Below are 19,627 nucleotides of genomic sequence, written 5' to 3' on the forward strand. Positions count from 1 at the left end.
ACCGCTCTGGTAGCCTTGGCGCAAGACGGCGCCCCTCGCGGCGCCCGAGCGCCAGGAGGCACCATGGCCAACACCTACGACTTCGACGATGACGACAAGGACCTGAAGGCGACCGCCGGCGGCAAGTTCAAGGAGTTCGACTGTCCGGACTGCAACGCCAACAACCCCGTGCACGACACGTTCGGCGATCAGGACGAGGTGCGCTGCAACTACTGCGGCACCGAGTACCGCGTCACCGTCAGCGGCGAGGGCCGGGTGAAGTTCAAGGAGGTGTGACGCCGGGCGCCCTCCGGCGTCAGGACCGCTCGCCGAAGATGGCGGTGCCCACGCGGACCACGCTGGCCCCCTCCTGGATGGCCAGCTCGAAGTCGTGCGTGGTGCCCATGGACAGGCCGGGCAGGCCATGCGTCCGCGCCAGCTCGCGCAGCGCCTGGAAGTAGCCACGCGCCCGCGCCTCGTCGTCCGTGGGAGGCGGCAGCGACATCAGCCCCACCAGCTGGAGTCCGGGCAGGGCGCGCGCCTCCGCGAGGAACGTGCCCAGTGCCGCGGGCTCGAGGCCGCTCTTGGTGGCCTCGCCGCCCACGTTGACCTCCACGTAGCAGGGCAGGGGCGGCGCACCCTCGCGCCGCTTGGACAGCTCGCGCGCCACCTCCAGCCGGTCCAACGCATGGAAGGAGCTGGCCACGCGCGCCACGTACTTCACCTTGTTGGTCTGCAAGGGGCCAATGGCGTGCCACCGCAGGCCCTCCAGGTCCGCCAGCTCCGCGGCCTTGTCCCGCAGCTCCTGCGCGTAGTTCTCCCCGAAGTCGCGCTGGCCCGCCGCGTACGCCTCGCGGATGAGCGCCGCCGGCTTCAGCTTGGACACGGCCACCAGCGTCACCGACTCCACCGGCCGTCCGGCGCGCGCGCAGGCCGCCGCCACCCGCTCGCGCACCGCCGCCAGCCGCTGCGCCACGCTGTCGCTCACGGCGCGGCCCTCCACGGCAGCGGCACCCCGGCGCGCTCCAGCAGCGCCAGGGTCTCGCCCAGCGGCAGGCCGATGACGTTGGTGGGGCTGCCGTCCACCGCCGCCACGAGGAAGCCGCCCTTGCCCTGGACGGCGTAGGCGCCCGCCTTGTCCAGCGGCTCGCCGGTGCCCGCGTACCAGGCAATCTCCCCCGGGGTGAGGGCCCGGAAGGTCACGCGGGTGCGCACGACGAGCCCCTCCGCATGCCGGCCGGCCAGCGCCACGCCGGTGTGCACCTCGTGGGTGCGGCCGGAGAGGCGGCCGAGCATGGCCTTCGCCTCCTCGGCGTCCCGGGGCTTGCCCAGCAGCTCGGGGCCCAGCACCACGGTGGTGTCCGCGGCCAGCACCCAGGCGCCGGGGTGGCGGGCGGCCACCGCCCCGGCCTTCTCCCGGGCCAGACGCAGCACGTAGGGCTCGGGGGCCTCCCCCGGGCGGGGGGTCTCGTCGATGTCCGCCGCTGACACGGTGAAACTGAGCCCCAGTTGTGACAGCAGCTCGCGGCGCCGGGGCGAGGCAGAGGCCAGGATCAGCAACGTTTGCTCCGCGTTCGAGTGCATGTTACGGCTCGGGTCGGCCTTACCAGACTTGCGCCTCGGAGTGGACTCTACGGATGAAGCCCGCAGACCTCCTGTCGGCCATGAAGCGGACGGTGGAGCAACTGGCCGCTTTCAACGAGATGGCCAAGGCGCTGACCTCCACGCTGGAGCTGCGCGAGGTGCTCGCGCTCGTCATGCAGAAGGTCAGCAGCCTGCTGCTGCCCCGCAACTGGTCCCTCATCCTCCAGGACGAGCGCAGCGGGAAGCTCTACTTCGAAATCGCGGTGGGCGACGGCGCCGAGGTCCTCAAGGGCCTCCAGCTCAACCCCGGCGAGGGCATCGCCGGCGCCGTCTTCAGCTCCGGCGTCGCCCGGCTCGTCCATGACGTGGGGGGAGACCCCAGCTTCGCCCCCCGCTTCGACGAGGCCTCGGCCTTCCACACCCGCTCCATCCTCGCGGTGCCGCTGCTCGCCCGCGGCCGGGTGCTGGGCATCATCGAGCTCGTCAACGGCCCCACGGACCCGCCCTTCACCAACGAGGACCTCACCACCCTCACCGCCATCGCGGACTACGCCGCCATCGCGATTGAGAACGCGCGCAACTTCCGCCGGGTGCAGGAGCTGACGATTACCGACGAGCACACCGGCTGCTACAACGCCCGGCACCTGCGCGCGCTGCTGGACCACGAGGTGAAGCGCGCCGCGCGCTTCCGTCATCCGCTGTCGCTCGTCTTCCTGGACCTGGACCACTTCAAGAGCATCAACGACAGCCACGGCCACCTGATGGGCAGCGCCGCCCTCAAGGAGGTGGGCGACATGCTCATCTCCCTGGGCCGGCAGAACGTGGACTCCGTCTTCCGCTACGGCGGCGACGAGTTCGCCATGCTGCTGGTGGAGACGGATCTGGACGGCGCCACCCTCATCGGCCAGCGCATCTGCGAGGCCTTCCGCGGGCGCCCCTTCCTCCAGGAGCACGGCCTGGACGCGCGCCTCACCGCCAGCGTCGGCGTGGCCAGCTTCCCGGACCACGCCATGTCCGCCCTGGACCTCATCCGCGCCGCGGACTTCGCCATGTACGCGGCCAAGGCCCGCGGCCGCGACGGCATCTGCATCGCCGTGCCCACCACCCCGGACACCGGCTCCTCGGACTTCCCCGCGCGCTGAAAAAGGCAGAGGGCCGGGGAGGGGAGCACCCTCCGGCCGGCCCTCGTGTGGGCTTCGACGTGTGACGGGGACGAGCGCTAGCCCGCGCCCACCACGGAGTCGATGGCCTCGGTGTTCGTCACCACCGTGCCCGTCTTCTTCAGGGACTTGAGGAAGGACTCGGTCAGCTCGATCTGCTTGGCCTGCTGGGCCTGGGTGCGCAGCTCGTCCTTGCGCTTGTCGAAGCCGGCGGTGTCCGGCTTCTGGCGCTCCACCACCTGCGTCACCACGAAGCCCTCGCCCACCGGGAAGACCTGGTCCAGCGGCTGCGGGGCGCTGACCGCGAACACGGCCTTCACCAGCTCGGGCGCGGGGCCCAGGTGCGGCACGGCCTCACCCTCGGCCGTGAAGCTGTCCGTCTCCACCGCCTCCGGACGCGTCTCCGTCTCGAAGCGCAGCAGGGCCGGCTGCTCCTTCTCCGAAGGGAAGAGCTCCTTCAGCGTCTTGCCGCCCTTGACGGAGGCCAGCGCCTTCTCCGCCTCGGCGCGGGCCTGCTCCTTCGCGCGGTCCTGCTTGTAGAGCGTGGTGGCAATCTCGTCCGAGACGTCCTCCAGCTTCTTGTCCTGGGCCGCCTGCTTCTCCTCCACCTTCACCAGGTGCACGCCGAACTTCGTCTCCACCGGCTGCGTCACCTCGCCCGCCTTCAGCGCGAAGGCCGCGTCGGCCAGCGCCGGCTCCCAGCTGCCGCGCTCCACCCAGCCGAGGTCTCCACCGCGCGCCTTGCTGCCCGGGTCCTCGCTGCTCTCCTTCGCCACGGCGGCGAAGTCCTTGCCGCCTTCAATCTCCTTGCGCAGCGCCTCGGCCTTCGCCTTGGCCTGGGCCTTCTGCTCGGCGGTGGCGTCCGGGGCCAGCTTCACCAGCACCTGGCGGGCGTGGATGCGCTCGGGCTGCTGGTACACGAAGCGGTTGGCCTCGAAGTAGTCCTTGATCTCCTTCTCGTGCGCCTTCTTCCACTCCGCCAGCTGGGCGGGCGTGGGGGCGGGCACCTTCTCCGCGAACATGGTGGGCAGGAAGCGCGCGAAGACGACCTTGGCCTGGTTGCCCTGCTTCTCGTAGCGGGCGCGGACCTCGTCGTCCGACACCACCGCGTTGGCGCGCACCACGTCCAGCATCTTCTGGGCGCCCAGCTGGCGGCGCAGCTCGGTCTCGAAGTCCGGCGCCGTCTTCCGGTAGAAGTCGCGCAGCACCTGCTTGTAGCGCTCCATGTCGAACACGCCGTCCTTCTGGAAGTCCGGGTTCTGATGGATGAGCTTGCGCAGCTCGTCGTCGGAGGCGGTGATGCCGTGGCGCTCGGCCGCCTGGGCGAGCAGCTCGGTGTTCACCAGGCGGTCGAGCACCTGGGTGTGCATGCCGAACTGGCGGGCAACCGATTCCGGGATGGGGCTGCCCTGCGAGCGCAGGAAGTTCATCTGCCGGGCCCATGCGGTCGCGAAGTCGCGCATGGGGATTTCCTTGCCGTTCACCGTGGCCACCGAGCCGGGGGCCGTCGTCGCCGCGCCGGTGCCACCGAAGCCGCTACTGCCCGGCCCGAACGACAGCGTGAACACCACCGCGATGCCGATGATGAACACCAGGGAGAAGACCTTCCGGGGATTCAGACCGTCCATTGTCGTCACTTCAGGGGCAAACGCGCCGAGAAAAGCCGTGCGGAAGGACTCGCGACGCGGTGTTGTTGGTAGCCCGGCCGGTGGGTGGTGGAGCTTCAATCACCCCCGACGCAAGGCCTTGACTGCCTAGGACAACGCACCGGAAAATGCAAGCGATTTAGAGAGTTTAGCCCACCCCCGACCCCGCCAGTTCCACCCTCCCACCCAGGGATTACTGCCCCTTGCTGTCGCTCCTCAAGCGGTACCGCCGCCCCCTCACCGTGGGCGTCCTGCTGCTCTACCCGCTGCTCGCCTTCCTGCTGGGCGGGCGGAAGGGCAGGGACCCCAATCCCATCGACAGGGCGGTCATCGCCGTGTCCTCACCCGTGCAGCAGGTGCTCACCACCTCCATCGAGGGTTCGGTGGCGGCGGTGCGCGGGTACCTGGACCTGCGCGGGGTGCGGCAGGAGAATGACGCGCTGCGGTTGGAGAACCTCCAGTTGCGCGCGGCCGTGCAGTCGCTCGGTGAGTCCCGCGCGGAGAACGAGCGGCTGCGCAAGCTGCTCGGCTACGCGGAGGCGGAGTCCGGGCCGGAGATTCCGGCGCGGGTGGTGGGGGTCAATCCGGTGGCGAAGCTCCTGTCGGTGCGCATCAGCAGCGGTGAGAAGGACGGCGTGTTCCGCGGCATGTCCGTGGTGACGCCGGACGGAATCGTGGGGCAGGTCATCCGCGCCACGGGCGGCTATGCGGACGTGGCGCTGGTGACGGACCCGCAGAGCCGGGTGGCGGTGCGGGTGCAGCGCTCGCGGGCGCGGGGCACGGCGTCGGGCACGGGCGCGGGTCCGCTCAAGCTGGAGAACATGCTGCGCACCGAGGACGTCGAAGACGGCGACCTCATCATCACCGCGGGCACGGACGGCATCTATCCTCCGGGCGTGGTGGTGGGCAAGGTGACGAACCTGGAGAAGAAGGAGCACGGCATGTTCCAGGGCGCGGACATCGTCCCGGCGGTGGATACGAGCAAGCTGGAAGAGGTGTTGGTGGTGGGCAGTCCCTACAGCGCCATGGCGCCGGGCAGCACCGCGGAGGGCGCGTCGAAATGAAGTTCCTGGTGACGGTGGGCCTCGCGCTGGCGTTGCTCACGTTGGAGTCGGTGGTGGTGAAGCAGGCGGGCCTGGTGCTCGGCCGCATTGACGTCACCGTGGTGCTGGTGGCGTTCCTGGCCCTGCGCGCCACGCTGCTGGAGGGGGCCTTCTCCGCGTTCGCGGTGGGCTACCTGTTGGACCTCATGAGCGGCCAGCCCACGGGCCTGTTCACGTTCCTCGCCGTGTTCACCTTCCTGGTGGGCCGGCTGGTCGCCACGTTCGTGGACGTGCGCGGCGCCATGTCCTTCGCCCTGTTCGCCATGGGCGCGGACGTGGGGCACTCGCTGTTGTCCACCTTCTTCACGTGGCTGACGGTAAAGGACGGCGGCACGTCCTCGCTGTCGGGGCTGCCGCTCCAGGTGGTGCTGACGGGGGCCGCGGCGCTGGCGCTCTTTCCCCTGCTGCGCCGCTTCGAGGCGAGCCAGGAACGTCAGACGGGGTTGCTGCGGTGACACCTCCCACGCTGGGCAATACGACACCGGGCCGCGAGCTGAAGCGGCGCTTCCTGTGGCTGGGCCTCGCCATGTCCGTGGGCCTGGCCATGTTGTCCATCCAGCTCTACCGGCTGCAGATCATCCGGGGCGAGGAGTACTCCGCCAAGAGCGTGGCCAACTTCGTGAAGGAGGTGCGGCTGCGCGCCGACCGCGGCGTCATCAAGGACGCGCGCGGCACCATCCTCGTGGACAGCCGTCCGTCCTTCGACGCCTTCGTCACGCCCGCCTTCTGCCCGGACTGCTTCGAGCAGGTGATTCCGCGCCTCGCGGAGCTGCTCCAGTGGGACGCCGACCAGCGCAAGAAGGTGGAGGACACGGTGCGCATGGGGCGCCGCAATGCGCCCTTCCAGCCGGTGCCGGTGCGCGTGGACCTCACGCGTGACGAGTACGACCGGCTCGCCGCCCGCCGCGACATCCTCGACGGTGTCGAAGTGGCGCCCGTCCCGCACCGCTTCTACCGGACCAACACGGTGCTGTCGCACGTGCTGGGCTACATGAATGAAATCACCCAGGAGGAGCTGGAGCGGCTCGGCGCCGACGGCGCGAAGTACGCCCTGGGGGACTACATCGGCCGGCGCGGGCTGGAGCGCTACTTCGAGCAGCGGCTGCGCGGCACGGACGGCGTGCGCAAGGAAGTGGTGAACGCGCGCGGCCAGACGATTGAAGAGCTCAACATCAAGCTGGGCGACAACGCCGTGGTGCCGCCCCTCGCGGGCAGCAACCTGGTGCTCTCCATCGACATGCGCCTCCAAGAAGAGGCGGAGCGGGCCTTCCCGGGCGTGACGGGCGCGGTGGTGGCCATCGACGTCAACACCGGCTTCATCAAGGCGCTGGTGTCCCGGCCGGGCTTCGACCCCAACCTGCTCACCGGCCGCGTGACGCCGGCGCAGATGGCGCTGCTGTCCAGGGACCCCCTGGAGCCGATGATCAACCGCGTGGCGGCCGAGCACTACAGCCCGGGCTCCACGTTCAAGGTCGTCACCCAGCTGGCCGCGTACAAGTCGGGCGTCTTCCGCCCGGAGACGTCGGTGATGTGCCCCGGCGGCTACCGGCTGGGCGCGCGCGTGTGGCGCTGCCACAAGGACAGCGGCCACGGGCACATGGACGGCTACAACGCGATGAAGACGTCCTGCGACACCTGGTTCTACAAGGTGGCGGACACCATCGGCCTGGACCCGATTGGAGAGATGGGCAAGTCGCTGGGCCTGGGCTCCCCCACGGGCATCGACGTGGTGGCCGAGGTGCCGGGCATCATGCCGACCAGCGCGTACCACGACAAGGCGTCACCCGGCGGCTACACCAAGGGCATGGCGCTCAACAGCGCCATCGGCCAGGGCGACGACAACGTGACGCCGCTGCAGCTCGCGCTCGTGTACGCGGCCATCGCCAACGGCGGCACGCTGTTCAAGCCGCAGCTGGTGCAGCGGCTGGAGAACCTGGACGGCGAAGTCGTGGAGGAGTTCAAGCCCGAGGTGGTTCGCCGGGTGGACATCCCGGCCGCGCACCGGAAGGCCGTGATTGAGGGTCTGGTGAAGGTGGCCCAGGAGGCGGGCGGTACCGCGTACCGCGCGCGCATGGCGGGCATCCGGGACAAGGACATGCAGGTGGCGGCCAAGACGGGCACCGCACAGGTGGCCCGGCTGGGAACGGTGCGCGTGAAGACGCAGCAGATGAGCTTCTTCGAGCGAGACCACGCCTGGTTCGCGGGCTTCGCCCCGGCGGACAAGCCCGAGCTGGCGATTGTCGTGCTCAACGAGCACGGCGGCCACGGCGGCGCGGACGCGGCGCCCACGGCCATGGCCGTCATCCAGAAGTACTTCGATTTGAAGAAGCAGGACGCGACGGCGCCGCCGCCGCGTCCCAACCAGCCCTACACGCCGTCCCTGTCGCGCGCGCCGAGTTCCGACGAGGCGGCGCTGACGCGGGGCGTACTGCCACCGGCGAACCTGCCGGGTGACGACGAGGACGTGACACGTGCAACTCCGGATTGAGCGGCGGATGGTGCCCCACATCCCCTGGGGCCTCATCATCTGCGTGCTGGGGGTGTGCCTGCTGGGCATCTGGAACCTGGCCTCGGCCTCGCGCCCGCCGCTCGCGCCCGTCTGGTCCAGCCAGGCGCTGTACCTGGGACTGGGCATGCTGGCGGTGCTGGTGGTGTGCCTGGTGGACTACCGCTGGATTCAGCGCATGGCGCTGCCCATCTACGTCGCCAACATCGTGGCGCTGCTCGCCCTGCGCGTCATCGGCCACACCGCCAAGGGCGCCGAGAGCTGGTTCGTCATCGGTCCGTTCCGCCTGCAGCCGGCGGAGTTCATGAAGATTGGCGTGGTGCTGATGCTGGCCAAGGTCTACCACGACGACTTCCGGCCCAACGAGCCGTCCTATGGACTGGTGCGGCTGTGGAAGCCGCTCGTCGTGGTGGGCGTGCCCTTCGTGCTGGTGCTGGTGCAGCCGGACCTGGGCACCGCGCTGATGATTGGCCTGTCCTCGCTCACCGTCATCCTGTTCGGGAAGGTGCGCTGGTACCTGGTGGCCACGCTGATGGCGGGCATCCTCGCGGGCGCCATCATCATCTGGAACGACTACATCCGCGAGGTGCCGGAGCCGCGGCCCACCATCGTCCGGCACTACCTGAAGAAGCACCAGAGCCAGCGCATCTCCGGGTGGTTGGACCCGGAGGCGGACCTGCGCGGCAGCGGCTACCATGCGGCGCAGTCGAAAATCGCGGTGGGCTCGGGCGGCGTCTCCGGCAAGGGCTGGCGCGAGGGCACCCAGACGGGCCTGCGCTTCCTGCCCGAGCAGCACACGGACTTCATCTTCTCCGTGTGGGCGGAGGAGCACGGCTTCGTGATGTGCGCGTTGCTCCTGGTACTCTATGGCGCCATCTTCATCTTCGGCCTGGGGGTGGGCTTCAGCGCCCGGGACAGGTTCGGCGCCTTCGTCGCGGTGGGCGTGGTGGCCATGCTGTTCTGGCAGGTGTTCGAGAACATCGGCATGGTGATTGGCATGCTCCCGGTGACGGGTATCACCCTCCCGCTGATGAGCTACGGAGGCTCCTCCATGCTGTCCGTCATGCTCAGCATCGGCCTGCTGGTGAACATCAGCATGCGCCGTCACATGTTCTGAGCCTTGCAGCCGCGTCTCACCCGGCCGGTGTGTGGCCCGCCTGAAATTCAACTTCCAGGCGGGAAGGCGGTAGCGTTCGGGGCAGGTGGAGGTCGCGCATGCAGAGGAAGGTCGCCCAGAAGGGCAGTGTGACGGTTCGCGCGCCGGTGTCCGAGGCGCCGGAAGTGGTGAAGGACCCGCGCCCTGTGGGAGGCGCCCTGGAGGCGCGCCGGCCGGCCGCGCCCATCATCGAGATGAACCAGGGTGAAGCCGAGCACCGGCAGTTCCCCCGCGCGCAACTGGCCACGCGCTTCGAGGTGTGGGTGGACGGTGACGGCGGGCGGCGCTTCGCCGCGAGCTTCACGTCCGTCAACGTCAGCGTCAGCGGGGCCTTCCTGGGGAGCACCTTCTACCTGCCGCTGGGCACGGTGCTGGGCGTGAGCTTCTCGCTGGAGCCGGGGGCCGCGCCGGTGCAGGCGCGTGCGGAAATCGTCCGCGAGGAGCGCTCCAGCGGGCCCGAGGGCCGCAGCGGCTTCGGCATCCGCTTCATCGACTTCAGCGGGCAGACGGAGGTGGCGCTGGCACGCCTCTTCGTGGGCATGCGCCTGCGCGCCTTCGCGGAGGAATACCTGAAGTCACAGCGGGCCCGCTCACTGCCCAACGAGCTGGAGCGCGTGGTGGACGTCCTGGCCGCCTGGGAATTGCTCAAGGCCACCACTTCCGCCGCGGATCCCTGGCAGGGCGGGTAGTGCCTGGCTTGTCACTTCGGTGAGCATGGAAAGTGACAGTGATACAGGTATTGCCGTCTGGAATACCCTGGCGCACGCGAGGGGTGTGGGGAGCGCCGGGGGCGTGACACATGCGGCTCGCCCAGGGCCGTGGGCGTGAACCGCGAGCGTCATGAATCAGGCCTGCTTGCCGCCCGACAGCTGCTTGCGACGCTCCGCCTGGTAGTGCGCCGAGCACAGCCCCTTCGAGCGCTGCTCACGCGTACATCCATCCACGATGCAGCGGCGGTCCGCCGACACCATGTTTCCGCCCGCCAGCACCTTGGGCGGACGGCCGCGGCGGCGGCTCGCCGTCATCGTGTTGTGACTTGCGCCATTGCCACCCAGTGACGGCATGCCCGTGTTCAGCGCACGCAGCATTCCCCGTCCGATGGCGTCTCCCAGGGCCTCCGCCCAGCCCACCATGGCTGGCGTCAGGGGGACGGTGGACAATTCTTTGCGAGGACGTGCCATGAATACTCCAAGTGAAAACAGTTGGTGAAGACAAACACTGCTATGTGCCTATTTGGCGGTTGAAGTCATCGCTGTCAATACAACCTTGGAGGGTCTGTCGTGACTCGTAAACGTTTTCAGAAAATTGATGACAAGACTGAACACGGATACGTATTTCCCGTAAGTCCTCGGGGGACGGTGTCACTGGGCGCGGTGGACCTGGGCGTCTCGGTGGAGGACGACGAGTCGTATGAGAAAGCGCTAAAAGTGCTCCAGGAGCGCGCGTTCGAGCTGCAGATCCAGACGTACCTGGCGAAGCGGCGGGCGGTGCTCGTCTTCGAGGGCTGGGACGCCTCGGGCAAGGGCGGCGTCATCCGCCGGCTGACGTCGCTGATGGACCCGCGCGGCTACAAGGTGTGGCCCATCGGCGCGCCGTCGGAGGAGGAGAAGCGGCACCACTACCTGTGGCGCTTCTGGGCGAGGACGCCGGGCGCGGGCGAGGTCTGCGTGTTCGACCGGAGCTGGTACGGCCGGGTGCTGGTGGAGCGGGTGGAAGGCTTCGCCCGGCCGGCCGAGTGGCGGCGCGCCTACGCTGAAATCAATGCCTTCGAGCGCATGCTCACCGACGACGGTGTGCTCATGGCGAAGTTCTTCGTCCACATCGACAAGCAGACGCAGCTCCAGCGCTTCCGCGCGCGGGAGAAGGACCCGAGCAAGCGCTACAAGCTGGGCCCGGACGACTGGCGCAACCGCTCGAAGTGGAAGAAGTACGAGGGCGCCATCCAGGACATGCTGGACCACACCCACCGGCCGGACGCGCCGTGGCACGTGGTGCCCGGCAACGACAAGCGCTACGCGCGGCTGGAGGTGCTGCGCCGCTGCGTGGAATTGCTGGAGGCTTGAGGAGTGGGGCGGCACGCGGGCGGGCAGGGGCCCTCCCGCGCGCACTGGCTCCGGACGACGACTACAGCGCCTTCTTGAGCGCATCCTCGATGCGGGCCTTGGGCACCGCGCCGACGATCTGCTCCACCACCTTGCCGCCCTTGAAGATGAGGAGCGTGGGGATGGAGCGGATGCCGTACTGCTGCGGGGTGTCCTGGTTCTCGTCGATGTTGAGCTTGGTGAACTTCACCTGGTCCTTGTACTGCGTGGCCAGGGAGTCGATGGCCGGGGCAATGGCCCGGCACGGCGCGCACCATGTGGCCCAGAAGTCCACCAGCACGGGCTGCTGGGATTCCAGCACCTGTTGCGTGAAGTCACCGTCCCCGACGTTCGTCACATTGTCGCCAGCCATGATGTCTCCTTCGGGCCCACTTCCGGCCATTCGGCGCGTCGTCTAGTACGCGTCCGGTGGCCCTGCAAGAACGGGCGGGGCATCAGCCCATCTGGCCGGACAGATGCGGATGGAACGGGGGCGTTTCAACCGGATTCCCCGAACGGCCCCCCGCGCCAGGGGAGGGTGGTGTAAGCTGGCGGGCGTGACGAAGCTCTTCCTGCCCCAGGCCCAGCTCGAGGAGTGGGCACTGGCGGACAAAGCAGACCTGCGCGAGGGCAAGCTGGTGGTGATGGCGGAGGGAGGTGTGTCCTTCCCCGTCACCCCCGCGGTGCACTTCGTCCAGCTCGTGTCGGGCGAGGACAGCCAGGGGCTGGTGGCCAGGGTGAAGACCGAGGAGCAGCTCGCCCGCCTGGGGGCCGAGCAGATGGCCGACTCGGTGCTGGTGGGGGACAACGCCTACGAGGTCGTCCCGGGGTATGTCACGGAGGTCGCCTCGGCGCCCCGTCCGGAAGGAGGAGCGAAGAAGCCCGACTCCGAGGCGGACCTGCTGGCCGCCTTCATCCTCAACAAGATGGGCTGATTCGGCCCATCTTCCGACACGAGAAGCCGGGCTGAATCGTCCGGCTTCGGTGGTTAAGAGCCTGTGCCCATGAGCCATACGCTCGTCTCACTCGCCTGCCACGCCTACGGCATCGCCGCCGTGGTCTACCTCGCCTACCTGGTGCGCCAGAAAGAGGTGCTGGCCACCATCGGTCGCGTGCTGGTGGGCGGCGGGCTGGCGCTGCACGGCGTGGCCCTCTTCGAGCTGCTCGGCGTCCAGGAGGGCCGGCCGGTGGGACTGGCCCAGGGCTTCTCCGCGCTCGCCTTCCTGCTGCTCGCCATCTTCCTGGCGCTGGACGTGCGCTACAAGCGGCCCGTCATCGGCGCGTTCCTCACGCCGCTCGCGGTGACGGTGTTGATACCGGGCCTGTTGTTACATGGCGGCCAGTCGCCGCTGCCGCCGGGAGTCCGCCAGCCGCTCTTGCCGCTGCACATCACCCTCGCGCTGCTGGGGCTGGCGGCGTTCGCCGTCGCCGCGGGCGTGGGCGTCATGTACATCCTCATGGAGCGGCAGGTGAAGGCGAAGCGCTTCGGGCTGCTCTTCTCGCGCCTGCCCTCGCTGGAGTTCCTGGACACCCTCAACCGGCGGCTCGTGGTGTGGGGCTTCATCGCGCTGTCGGTGACGCTGGCTACCGGGGCCTTCTTCGTCACCTCCACGCCGGAGCTGGGCTGGCATTGGGACGGCAAGTCGATTGCGACGGTGGTGGCGTGGGGCGTCTTCGCGGCGCTGGTGAATGCGCGCATCTTCGCGGGGTGGCGCGGGCGCCGGGTGGCGCTGCTCACCATGGCTGGCTTCTGCCTGGTGCTGGTGTCCTTCCTGTCCTCCTATGACCTGGCGGCGCCGACGGCCGCGGCCATGAGGTTGCCCTGAGTATGGAGCTCATCTGCATCGGCCTGTCCCACCGGACGGCGCCCCTGGCGGTTCGTGAGCGGCTGGCCCTGTCCGAGTCCCGGCAGCTGGAGGTCGTCCAACGGCTGGCCCATGCGCCCGTGGAGGCCCTCTGGGTGTCCACCTGCAACCGCGTGGAGGTGTACCTCTCCGCGCCGGACGCAGCGCTCGCGCGCCAGCGCGTGGTGGCGGAGCTGCAGTCGCTGGGCGGCCCGGAGGCGCTGGATCACTTGTACGAGCACCGCGGGGAGAACGCGCTGGTGCACCTGTTCCGCGTCGCCGGCAGCCTGGACTCCATGGTGCTGGGCGAGGCCCAGATTCTCGGCCAGGTGAAGGACGCCTTCGAGCGCGGCCAGGGCGCGGGCGCGGTGCGGGGCGAGCTGACGCGCGCGTGCGCGGCGGCCTTCAGTTGCGCCAAGCGCGTGCGCACGGAGACGGCCATCGGCCGCGCGTCCACGTCCATGGCGGCCGCGGCGGTGCAGCTGGCGAGCAAGGTGTTCGACGGCCTGGGCGGCAAGACGGTGCTGGTGGTGGGGGCGGGGGAGATGGGCGAACTGGCCGCGCGCCATCTGAAGGGGGCGGGCGCCACGAAGCTGTTCATCACCAACCGCACCCTGGCCCGCGCGGAAGCGCTGGCGGTGGAGGTGGGCGGCACGGCGCGGCCCTTCGAGGAGCTGTTCGCGCTGCTCGCCGCCGCGGACGTGGTGGTGTGCAGCACGGCGTCGCCGGTGCCCATCTTCACGAAGGAGAACGTCGGCGCGGTGGGCAGGGCGCGCAGGGGCCGGCCGCTGTTCATGGTGGACCTGGCGGTGCCGCGCGACATCGACCCGGCCGTGGGCCAGCTGGACTGGGTGCACGCGTACGACGTGGACGACATCCAGAAGTTCGTCGCGGACAACGCCGCGGCGCGCGCCGAGGAGGCGCAGAAGGCGGGCGTGTTGGTGGCACAGGAGGTGGCCCGTTTCGTCAAGGAGCGCGCCCTGCGCGAGGGCACGCCGGTGCTGGCCCGCCTGCGCCAGCGCGCGGAGGCCATTGGCCGCGCCGAGGTGGAGCGCACGCTGAGTGCGCTCGGCGACGGTCTCAACGACAAGCAACGCAAGAGCATCGAGGCCATGGGGCGCGCCATCGTCAACAAGCTGCTGCATGAGCCCACCTCGCGCCTGCGCGCCGTGGGCCCGGAGGGCGAGGGCAACCGGCTGGCCGGCGCCGCCGCCGAGCTGTTCGGACTGCTGGAGGGAGAGGAGCCCGCCGACGCGGCCGCTCCCGCCTCGCTCCCCACCGCCCAGGCCGCCGCCACGGGGGCCAAGTGATGAAGACCGTGAGAATCGCCACCCGTCAGAGTCCGCTGGCGCTCTGGCAGGCCCGCCACGTGGGCGCACTGCTGAAGGTGCGTCACCCCGGGCTCGAGGTGTCCCTGGTGGAGATGACCACCGAGGGCGACCGCTTCCTGGGCGCGCCGCTGTCCGCCGTCGGCGGCAAGGGGCTGTTCGTGAAGGAAATCGAGCAGGCCCTGCTCGATGGCCGCGCGGACCTGGCCGTGCACAGCTTGAAGGACATGACGTCCGTGCTGCCCGACGGGCTAATGCTCGCCGCGGTGCCGGTGCGCGAGGACCCGCGCGACGCCTTCTGTGGCCTGGGCGGGCTGACGCTGGACACGCTGCCCCAGGGCGCGCGCGTGGGCACGTCGTCGCTGCGCCGCAGCTGCATCCTGCGCTCGGGGCGGCCGGATCTGGACATCGTCAGCCTGCGCGGCAACGTGCAGACGCGCCTGGCGAAGACGAAGGAGCTGGGGCTTTCCGGCGCGGTGCTTGCGTACGCGGGGCTGAAGCGGCTGGGCCTGGAGGGCGTCGTCACCCAGGTGCTGCCCACCGAGGTGAGCCTGCCCGCGGTGGGGCAGGGCGTGCTCGCCATTCAGTGCCGCACGGATGACGCGCGCGTGCGTGAGCTGCTCTCACCGCTGGAGGACGCCACCACGCGCATCGCGGTGACGGCCGAGCGGGCGCTGCTGGCGAAGCTGGAGGGTGGCTGCACCGTGCCGCTGGCCGGGCATGCCACCGTGTCCGGCGGCAGCGTGCACCTGCGCGGGCTGGTGGGCCGGCCGGACGGCACCCACGTGGTGCGCGGCGAGGTGCGCGGCCCGGTGGAGCGCGCCGGGGAGCTGGGCGAGTCCCTGGCGGACGACCTGCTCTCGCGTGGGGCGGCGGACATCCTGCGTGATTTCGCTCGCCGCGCGGAGGCCCGGGAGTCCTAGACTGACGCGCGCGTGGAACGGCGACTGGAAGGCATCCGAGTGTTGGTGACGCGCCCGCGTGAGCGGGCCGAGGAGCTGTGCTTCCTCCTCGAGGACGAGGGCGCTGAGGTGCTCAGCGTGCCCCTGCTGGAGCTGCGGCCGCCGGAGGACCCGCGCCCGCTGGCGTCCGCGGCGGAGCAGATTCAGCGCTACCGCTGGGTGGTGTTCGCCAGCCCGTCCTCGGTGGCGGCGCTGATGGAGGCGCTGCGTGAGGCCGGCACGATGGACCGGCTGCGCCGCGTGAAGGTGGCCGCCGTGGGCCCCCGCACCGCCCGCACCGCGGAGGGCTTCGGCCTGGACGTGGCGGCCGAGCCGGAGGAGGGCACCGGCGAGGCGCTCTTCCAGGCCATCAAGGAAGGGCTCCAGCCAGGCGACGAGGTGTTGCTGCCCGCCGCCGAGGAGGGCCGGCGCGAGCTGGAGGACGGACTGCGGGAGATGGGCGTGCTCGTCACCCGCGTGACGGCCTACCGCTCCACGCCTGCGCCGCTGCCGCCCGAGGCCCTGACGCTACTGGAGGAGGCGCCGCTGGACGTGGCGCTCTTTGCCTCGCCGCGCACAGCGGAGGTCTTTCTGGAGGAGGTGGGCCGCGACAAGCTGGGCGCCGCGCGCGTGGTGGCGATTGGCCCCACCACGGCCGCCGCCCTGGAGCGCCTGGGCGTGCCCCCGGCCGCCGTCGCGGAGCGCCCCACGATGGAGGCGCTGGTGGATGCCGCCGTCCGTGCGGTTCGCGGCTAGGCTGCTCTCCCCGCGGCGCGCACTCCGGTCCGGAGGGGTGATGTACTGCCGCGGGTGAAGAAGGAGACGGGCTTGGCACAGGCACCGAGTGGCGCGAGCGGCATCCCCTCGAGGGGACGCGATGACTTCACCACGCTCTTCGTGCTGGAGGCGCTGGTGGCCCAGGGGCTGCTGTCGCCCCAGCAGGCACAGGAGGTGCTCGCCCGCGAGCCCGCCGCGCGCGCCCGCGTCCTCAAGGCGCAGGGAGGCAACGGCAAGGAGGCCGCGCGCTACGACGTGTCGCCGGTGGAGGTGGTGGCCATCTTCCAGGTGCCGCTGGCCAACGGCCGCGGCGTGATGGACGAGGACCGTGTCACCGAGGTCGCCGCGCGCGCCGCGGGCATCACCTACCGGAAGATTGACCCGCTGAAGCTGGACATGGCCATGGCCACGCGCACCGTGTCCCGGCCCTATGCGCAGAAGCACGTGCTGCTGCCGCTGGAGCGCACCGAGCAGGGCCGGCTGATGGTGGCCGTGGCCAACCCGTTCGACCGCGAGCTCTTCGAGAACCTCCAGCGCCTCACCGGGATGCCGGTGGAGCCGGTGCTGTGCGCCAAGTCGGACATCCTCAAGTCCATTGCCCACATCTACGGCTTCAACAAGACGCTGGCGCGCGCCGCCGACGACTTCGGCGCCACCGTGGGCGCGCAGGTCTCCAACTTCGAGCAGCTCGTGTCGCTCAGCGGCACGCAGGAGCTGGAGGCATCCGACAAGCCCGTGGTGCAGGCGGTGGACTACCTCCTGCGCTACGCCTTCGACAACCGCGCCTCGGACATCCACCTGGAGCCGAAGCGAGCCACCAGCCTGGTGCGGCTGCGCATCGACGGTGTGCTGCACCCCGTGTACACGCTGCCGTCGCAGGTGCACGCGCCCATCGTCTCGCGCGTGAAGATGCTGGCGCGCATCGACATCTCCGAGAAGCGCAAGCCGCAGGACGGCCGCATCAAGACGGAGCGCGACGGCCGCGAGGTGGAGCTTCGCGTCTCCACGCTGCCCACCGCCTTCGGCGAGAAGGTGGTCATCCGCATCTTCGACCCGGAGACGCTGGTGCAGGACATCGCCCAGCTGGGCTTCGAGCAGGACGAGAAGGGCGCCTTCGAGTCGTGGATTGACAGGCCCCACGGCCTCATCCTCGTCACCGGCCCCACGGGCAGCGGCAAGACGACGACGCTCTACTCCGCGCTCAAGGCGCTGGCCGGCTCGGACGTCAACGTCGTCACGATTGAAGACCCCATCGAAATGGTGTGGGACGCCTTCAACCAGGTGCAGGTGCAGCCCAAGGCGGGGCTCGACTTCGCCGGAGCGCTGCGCCACATCCTGCGCCAGGACCCGGACGTCATCATGGTGGGCGAGATTCGAGACCCGGAGACGGCGGAGAACGCGATTCAAGCCGCGCTCACCGGACACCTCGTGCTCTCCACGCTGCACACCAACGACGCGCTGGGCGCGGTGGCGCGCATGCGCGATCTGGGCGTGCCCTCCTTCCTCCTCGCGCAGAGCCTGCTGGGCGTCATGGCCCAGCGCCTCTTGCGGCGGGTGTGCAGCCACTGCGCGGAGGAGTCGACGCTCACCCCGGACGAATTGCTGGCGCTCCAGGCGCCGCTGCCGCTGCTGCCCGGAGGGGTGCGGCTGCTCAAGGGCGCCGGCTGCGTGCGCTGCCGGGGCACCGGCTTCGTGGGCCGCACCGGCGTCTTCGAAATCGTCACCTGCGGCGGTGAGCTGAGAGACCTCGTCTCCCGCGAGGCGCCCTACGACAAGCTGGTGGAGGCGGCCCGCCGCTCCGGCATGCGCACCCTGCGCGAGGCCGCCGTGCGCAAGCTGGCCCAGGGCCTCACCGCCTTCGACGAGGTGGTGCGGATGACGTCCGTCTGAGTCAGCGCCCGCGAGCTCCGGACATGACACGGCCCGGCTCCCCGCGAGAGGGAGTCGGGCCGTGGTGTTTCACGACGACTTCCGGCCGAGGCTAGAAGCGCGCCTGCAGCAGGGTGTTGAAGCCCAGCGCGTGCGGGTCCTCGAACGTGGGCTGGGCCACGCCGGTGATGTCGTCCCGGAACGTGGTCCGGTTGTTGTCGTACGTGTAGTAGAGCTCTCCCACCGCGGCGACCGAGTCGGAGAGGTCCCAGCGGAAGGTGGCCTTGGCCGAGTAGATGGGCTCCGCCTTGCAGACGGAGTTCGACTGGCCGCACGTCTCGGGGAGGATGCTCAGCTGATTCACGTCACGCACCACCACGGTGCGCGTGCTGATGAGGTTCTCCGGCGGGTTGTTGCCGCCCAGCAGCGGGGTGGGGCTGCGGAACGAGGCCGGCTGCTGCACGCCGACGATGAAGCCCGGCGTGAAGTGCAGCGCGGGGAAGTGGTAGTCCGCGCCCACCGCCAGGAAGATCTCCGGGTTCAGCTTCGTGCCCTCGGGGAAGTCCTGGAACGGGGGGAAGCCCGGCACGTCGAACTGGATGTACGAGAGGCTGCGGTACAGGCCCAGCACACTGACGCGCAGGAAGTCGAGCTTCGCGCGCCCCTGGAGCGCCAGCGCGGTGGCGCCCTGGGGCTGCGTGGCGCCGAACTCGTCCGGCTTCTCCAGCGTCTGCGAGAGGTAGCTGCCCTCGAGCGACACGGAGTAGGACAGGCCGCCCGGGTACGCCTCCGGCGCGAAGAAGCGCTGGTAGATGTCCGGGTCGTTCTTGTAGAGCCGGAAGTCCACGCTCGTGCCCACCGGCACGCCCACGTGGTAGACGACCTGGCCGGACACGCCCGCGGCATTCACCGGCGCCTCCACACCCAGCGTCGCGAGACCGGGCACGAGGCCCTTCTGGAAGTAGCCCACGCCGGCCTCGACGCGCAGCGTGTCCAGGATGTCCCAACCCGCGCCGGCGAGCGCGCCGTAGAGCGTCTCCTCCTCGAGGATGAGCTCGTTCTGCACGAGCGCCGTCTTGCCGCCGACGTACGCGTACCAGTTGTCGCGCGTAATCTGGAGCTTGGCGCCCGGCACGCCGTTGGCCGTGGAGCGGGTGGTGAACACGCCGCTGCCGCCCCAGGAGATGCGGTAGGCGTAGCCCAGGCGGAAGCGGTCCGCGGACACCGGGAAGCCGACGAGGGAGATGCCCTCCTTCTCGCTCCAGCCCGGCGGCTGGTAGTTGAGCCGGATGTAGCTGGAGTTGTCGCGGATGTCGACGCCACCCGCAGGGCGCTCCAGCACCAGCAGCGTCAGCGCCGCCTCCGTGGTGAGCCCCTCGAAGAACGCTGGCGCGCGCTTGTAGAGCACCACGTTCGACAGCGACTCGAAGCCGGAGAACTTGGTGTTGAAGTTGTCGTAGAACTGGGTGTTCTGGTTGCCCGCGCCAAAGCGTGCATTCGGGCTGTTGGGCGTCGTTTCACCCGAGCCCGCCAGCACGTTGTCGTCCGCGAAGACGAACGACAGGCGCGTGTCAACGAAATCACCGGCCCAGGCGGGCACACTCAGGGATAGCAGCCCGGTCAGGGCCAGCGTCTGCAGCGTTTTCAATGTCC

Annotated in this window: 20 protein-coding genes; 14 read left to right on the plus strand and 6 right to left on the minus strand. The window is 69.9% G+C overall.

Going from position 1 to position 19,627, the window contains the following annotated elements:
* Window positions 1-63 precede the first annotated feature (63 nt).
* Complete coding sequence (locus tag G4D86_RS26945) at window positions 64-276, plus strand: hypothetical protein (RefSeq protein ID WP_163996908.1); 213 nt, start codon at window positions 64-66, stop codon at window positions 274-276.
* 19 nt (window positions 277-295) lie between these two features.
* Here G4D86_RS26945 and G4D86_RS26950 read toward each other — a convergent pair whose 3' ends face one another.
* Both G4D86_RS26950 and G4D86_RS26955 read right to left on the minus strand, forming a co-directional pair.
* Window positions 296-967 carry a YggS family pyridoxal phosphate-dependent enzyme gene (locus G4D86_RS26950; RefSeq protein ID WP_163996909.1) on the minus strand — a complete coding sequence of 224 codons (672 nt, stop codon included), beginning with the start codon at window positions 965-967 and terminating at the stop codon, window positions 296-298.
* Window positions 964-1,563, minus strand: a complete 600-nt coding sequence (locus G4D86_RS26955) for a Maf family protein (protein WP_163996910.1) — start codon at window positions 1,561-1,563, stop codon at window positions 964-966. Before G4D86_RS26955 ends, G4D86_RS26950 begins: the two co-directional genes overlap by 4 nt.
* A gap of 53 nt (window positions 1,564-1,616) precedes the next feature.
* Between G4D86_RS26955 and G4D86_RS26960 the strand changes: the two genes are divergently transcribed.
* Entirely contained in the window at window positions 1,617-2,705 is a 1,089-nt protein-coding gene (locus G4D86_RS26960) for a GGDEF domain-containing protein (protein WP_163996911.1), read from the plus strand.
* A 77-nt stretch (window positions 2,706-2,782) separates the two neighbouring features.
* Here G4D86_RS26960 and G4D86_RS26965 read toward each other — a convergent pair whose 3' ends face one another.
* The gene (locus G4D86_RS26965) at window positions 2,783-4,351 is read right to left on the minus strand and encodes a peptidylprolyl isomerase (RefSeq protein WP_205519752.1); all 1,569 of its coding nucleotides are present in this window, start codon (window positions 4,349-4,351) and stop codon (window positions 2,783-2,785) included.
* Window positions 4,352-4,572: 221 nt separating this feature from the next.
* On the opposite strand from G4D86_RS26965, the gene mreC reads away from it, so the two are divergent.
* The 5 genes from mreC (at window position 4,573) to G4D86_RS26990 (ending at window position 9,823) form a co-directional block, all read left to right on the plus strand.
* Window positions 4,573-5,433 (plus strand): rod shape-determining protein MreC, encoded by an 861-nt coding sequence (mreC, locus tag G4D86_RS26970; protein ID WP_163996913.1) that lies wholly within the window; start codon window positions 4,573-4,575, stop codon window positions 5,431-5,433.
* On the plus strand, window positions 5,430-5,927 hold the full coding sequence (locus tag G4D86_RS26975) for a hypothetical protein (protein ID WP_163996914.1): 498 nt from the start codon (window positions 5,430-5,432) through the stop codon (window positions 5,925-5,927). Before mreC ends, G4D86_RS26975 begins: the two co-directional genes overlap by 4 nt.
* Complete coding sequence (gene mrdA, locus G4D86_RS26980) at window positions 5,924-7,960, plus strand: penicillin-binding protein 2 (protein ID WP_163996915.1); 2,037 nt, start codon at window positions 5,924-5,926, stop codon at window positions 7,958-7,960. The genes G4D86_RS26975 and mrdA overlap by 4 nt, the downstream gene beginning before the upstream one ends.
* Before the next feature lie 7 nt (window positions 7,961-7,967).
* A complete protein-coding gene (gene rodA / locus G4D86_RS26985) occupies window positions 7,968-9,095 on the plus strand; it encodes a rod shape-determining protein RodA (RefSeq protein ID WP_205519764.1) in 1,128 nt (375 codons plus the stop codon).
* 98 nt (window positions 9,096-9,193) lie between these two features.
* Window positions 9,194-9,823: a PilZ domain-containing protein gene (locus G4D86_RS26990; RefSeq protein ID WP_163996917.1), complete on the plus strand. Its 630-nt coding sequence runs from the start codon at window positions 9,194-9,196 to the stop codon at window positions 9,821-9,823.
* 156 nt (window positions 9,824-9,979) lie between these two features.
* Here G4D86_RS26990 and G4D86_RS26995 read toward each other — a convergent pair whose 3' ends face one another.
* Window positions 9,980-10,315 (minus strand): hypothetical protein, encoded by a 336-nt coding sequence (locus tag G4D86_RS26995; RefSeq protein WP_163996918.1) that lies wholly within the window; start codon window positions 10,313-10,315, stop codon window positions 9,980-9,982.
* A gap of 177 nt (window positions 10,316-10,492) precedes the next feature.
* Between G4D86_RS26995 and G4D86_RS27000 the strand changes: the two genes are divergently transcribed.
* Entirely contained in the window at window positions 10,493-11,197 is a 705-nt protein-coding gene (locus G4D86_RS27000; protein WP_163996919.1) for a polyphosphate kinase 2 family protein, read from the plus strand.
* Between the two features lie 61 nt (window positions 11,198-11,258).
* Here the strand turns inward: G4D86_RS27000 and trxA are convergent, their stop codons facing one another.
* Window positions 11,259-11,588: a thioredoxin gene (gene trxA / locus G4D86_RS27005; RefSeq protein WP_163996920.1), complete on the minus strand. Its 330-nt coding sequence runs from the start codon at window positions 11,586-11,588 to the stop codon at window positions 11,259-11,261.
* A gap of 103 nt (window positions 11,589-11,691) precedes the next feature.
* Between trxA and G4D86_RS27010 the strand changes: the two genes are divergently transcribed.
* The 6 genes from G4D86_RS27010 to G4D86_RS27035 all read left to right on the plus strand — a co-directional run bounded on the left by G4D86_RS27010 (window position 11,692) and on the right by G4D86_RS27035 (window position 17,995).
* On the plus strand, window positions 11,692-12,150 hold the full coding sequence (locus tag G4D86_RS27010; RefSeq protein WP_163996921.1) for a hypothetical protein: 459 nt from the start codon (window positions 11,692-11,694) through the stop codon (window positions 12,148-12,150).
* Window positions 12,151-12,219: 69 nt separating this feature from the next.
* The gene (locus tag G4D86_RS27015; protein WP_163996922.1) at window positions 12,220-13,041 is read left to right on the plus strand and encodes a cytochrome C assembly family protein; all 822 of its coding nucleotides are present in this window, start codon (window positions 12,220-12,222) and stop codon (window positions 13,039-13,041) included.
* A 2-nt stretch (window positions 13,042-13,043) separates the two neighbouring features.
* Window positions 13,044-14,369 carry a glutamyl-tRNA reductase gene (hemA, locus tag G4D86_RS27020; RefSeq protein WP_163996923.1) on the plus strand — a complete coding sequence of 442 codons (1,326 nt, stop codon included), beginning with the start codon at window positions 13,044-13,046 and terminating at the stop codon, window positions 14,367-14,369.
* Complete coding sequence (gene hemC, locus G4D86_RS27025; RefSeq protein WP_163996924.1) at window positions 14,366-15,310, plus strand: hydroxymethylbilane synthase; 945 nt, start codon at window positions 14,366-14,368, stop codon at window positions 15,308-15,310. The genes hemA and hemC overlap by 4 nt, the downstream gene beginning before the upstream one ends.
* A 42-nt stretch (window positions 15,311-15,352) precedes the next feature.
* Complete coding sequence (locus tag G4D86_RS27030; protein ID WP_240360504.1) at window positions 15,353-16,084, plus strand: uroporphyrinogen-III synthase; 732 nt, start codon at window positions 15,353-15,355, stop codon at window positions 16,082-16,084.
* A 72-nt stretch (window positions 16,085-16,156) separates the two neighbouring features.
* Window positions 16,157-17,995, plus strand: a complete 1,839-nt coding sequence (locus tag G4D86_RS27035) for a GspE/PulE family protein (protein ID WP_163996926.1) — start codon at window positions 16,157-16,159, stop codon at window positions 17,993-17,995.
* Between the two features lie 91 nt (window positions 17,996-18,086).
* Here the strand turns inward: G4D86_RS27035 and G4D86_RS27040 are convergent, their stop codons facing one another.
* Window positions 18,087-19,622 carry a hypothetical protein gene (locus tag G4D86_RS27040; RefSeq protein ID WP_163996927.1) on the minus strand — a complete coding sequence of 512 codons (1,536 nt, stop codon included), beginning with the start codon at window positions 19,620-19,622 and terminating at the stop codon, window positions 18,087-18,089.
* Window positions 19,623-19,627 lie beyond the last annotated feature (5 nt).

This window comes from Pyxidicoccus caerfyrddinensis, assembly GCF_010894405.1.
In the GTDB taxonomy this organism is placed as follows: Bacteria; Myxococcota; Myxococcia; order Myxococcales; family Myxococcaceae; genus Myxococcus; species Myxococcus caerfyrddinensis.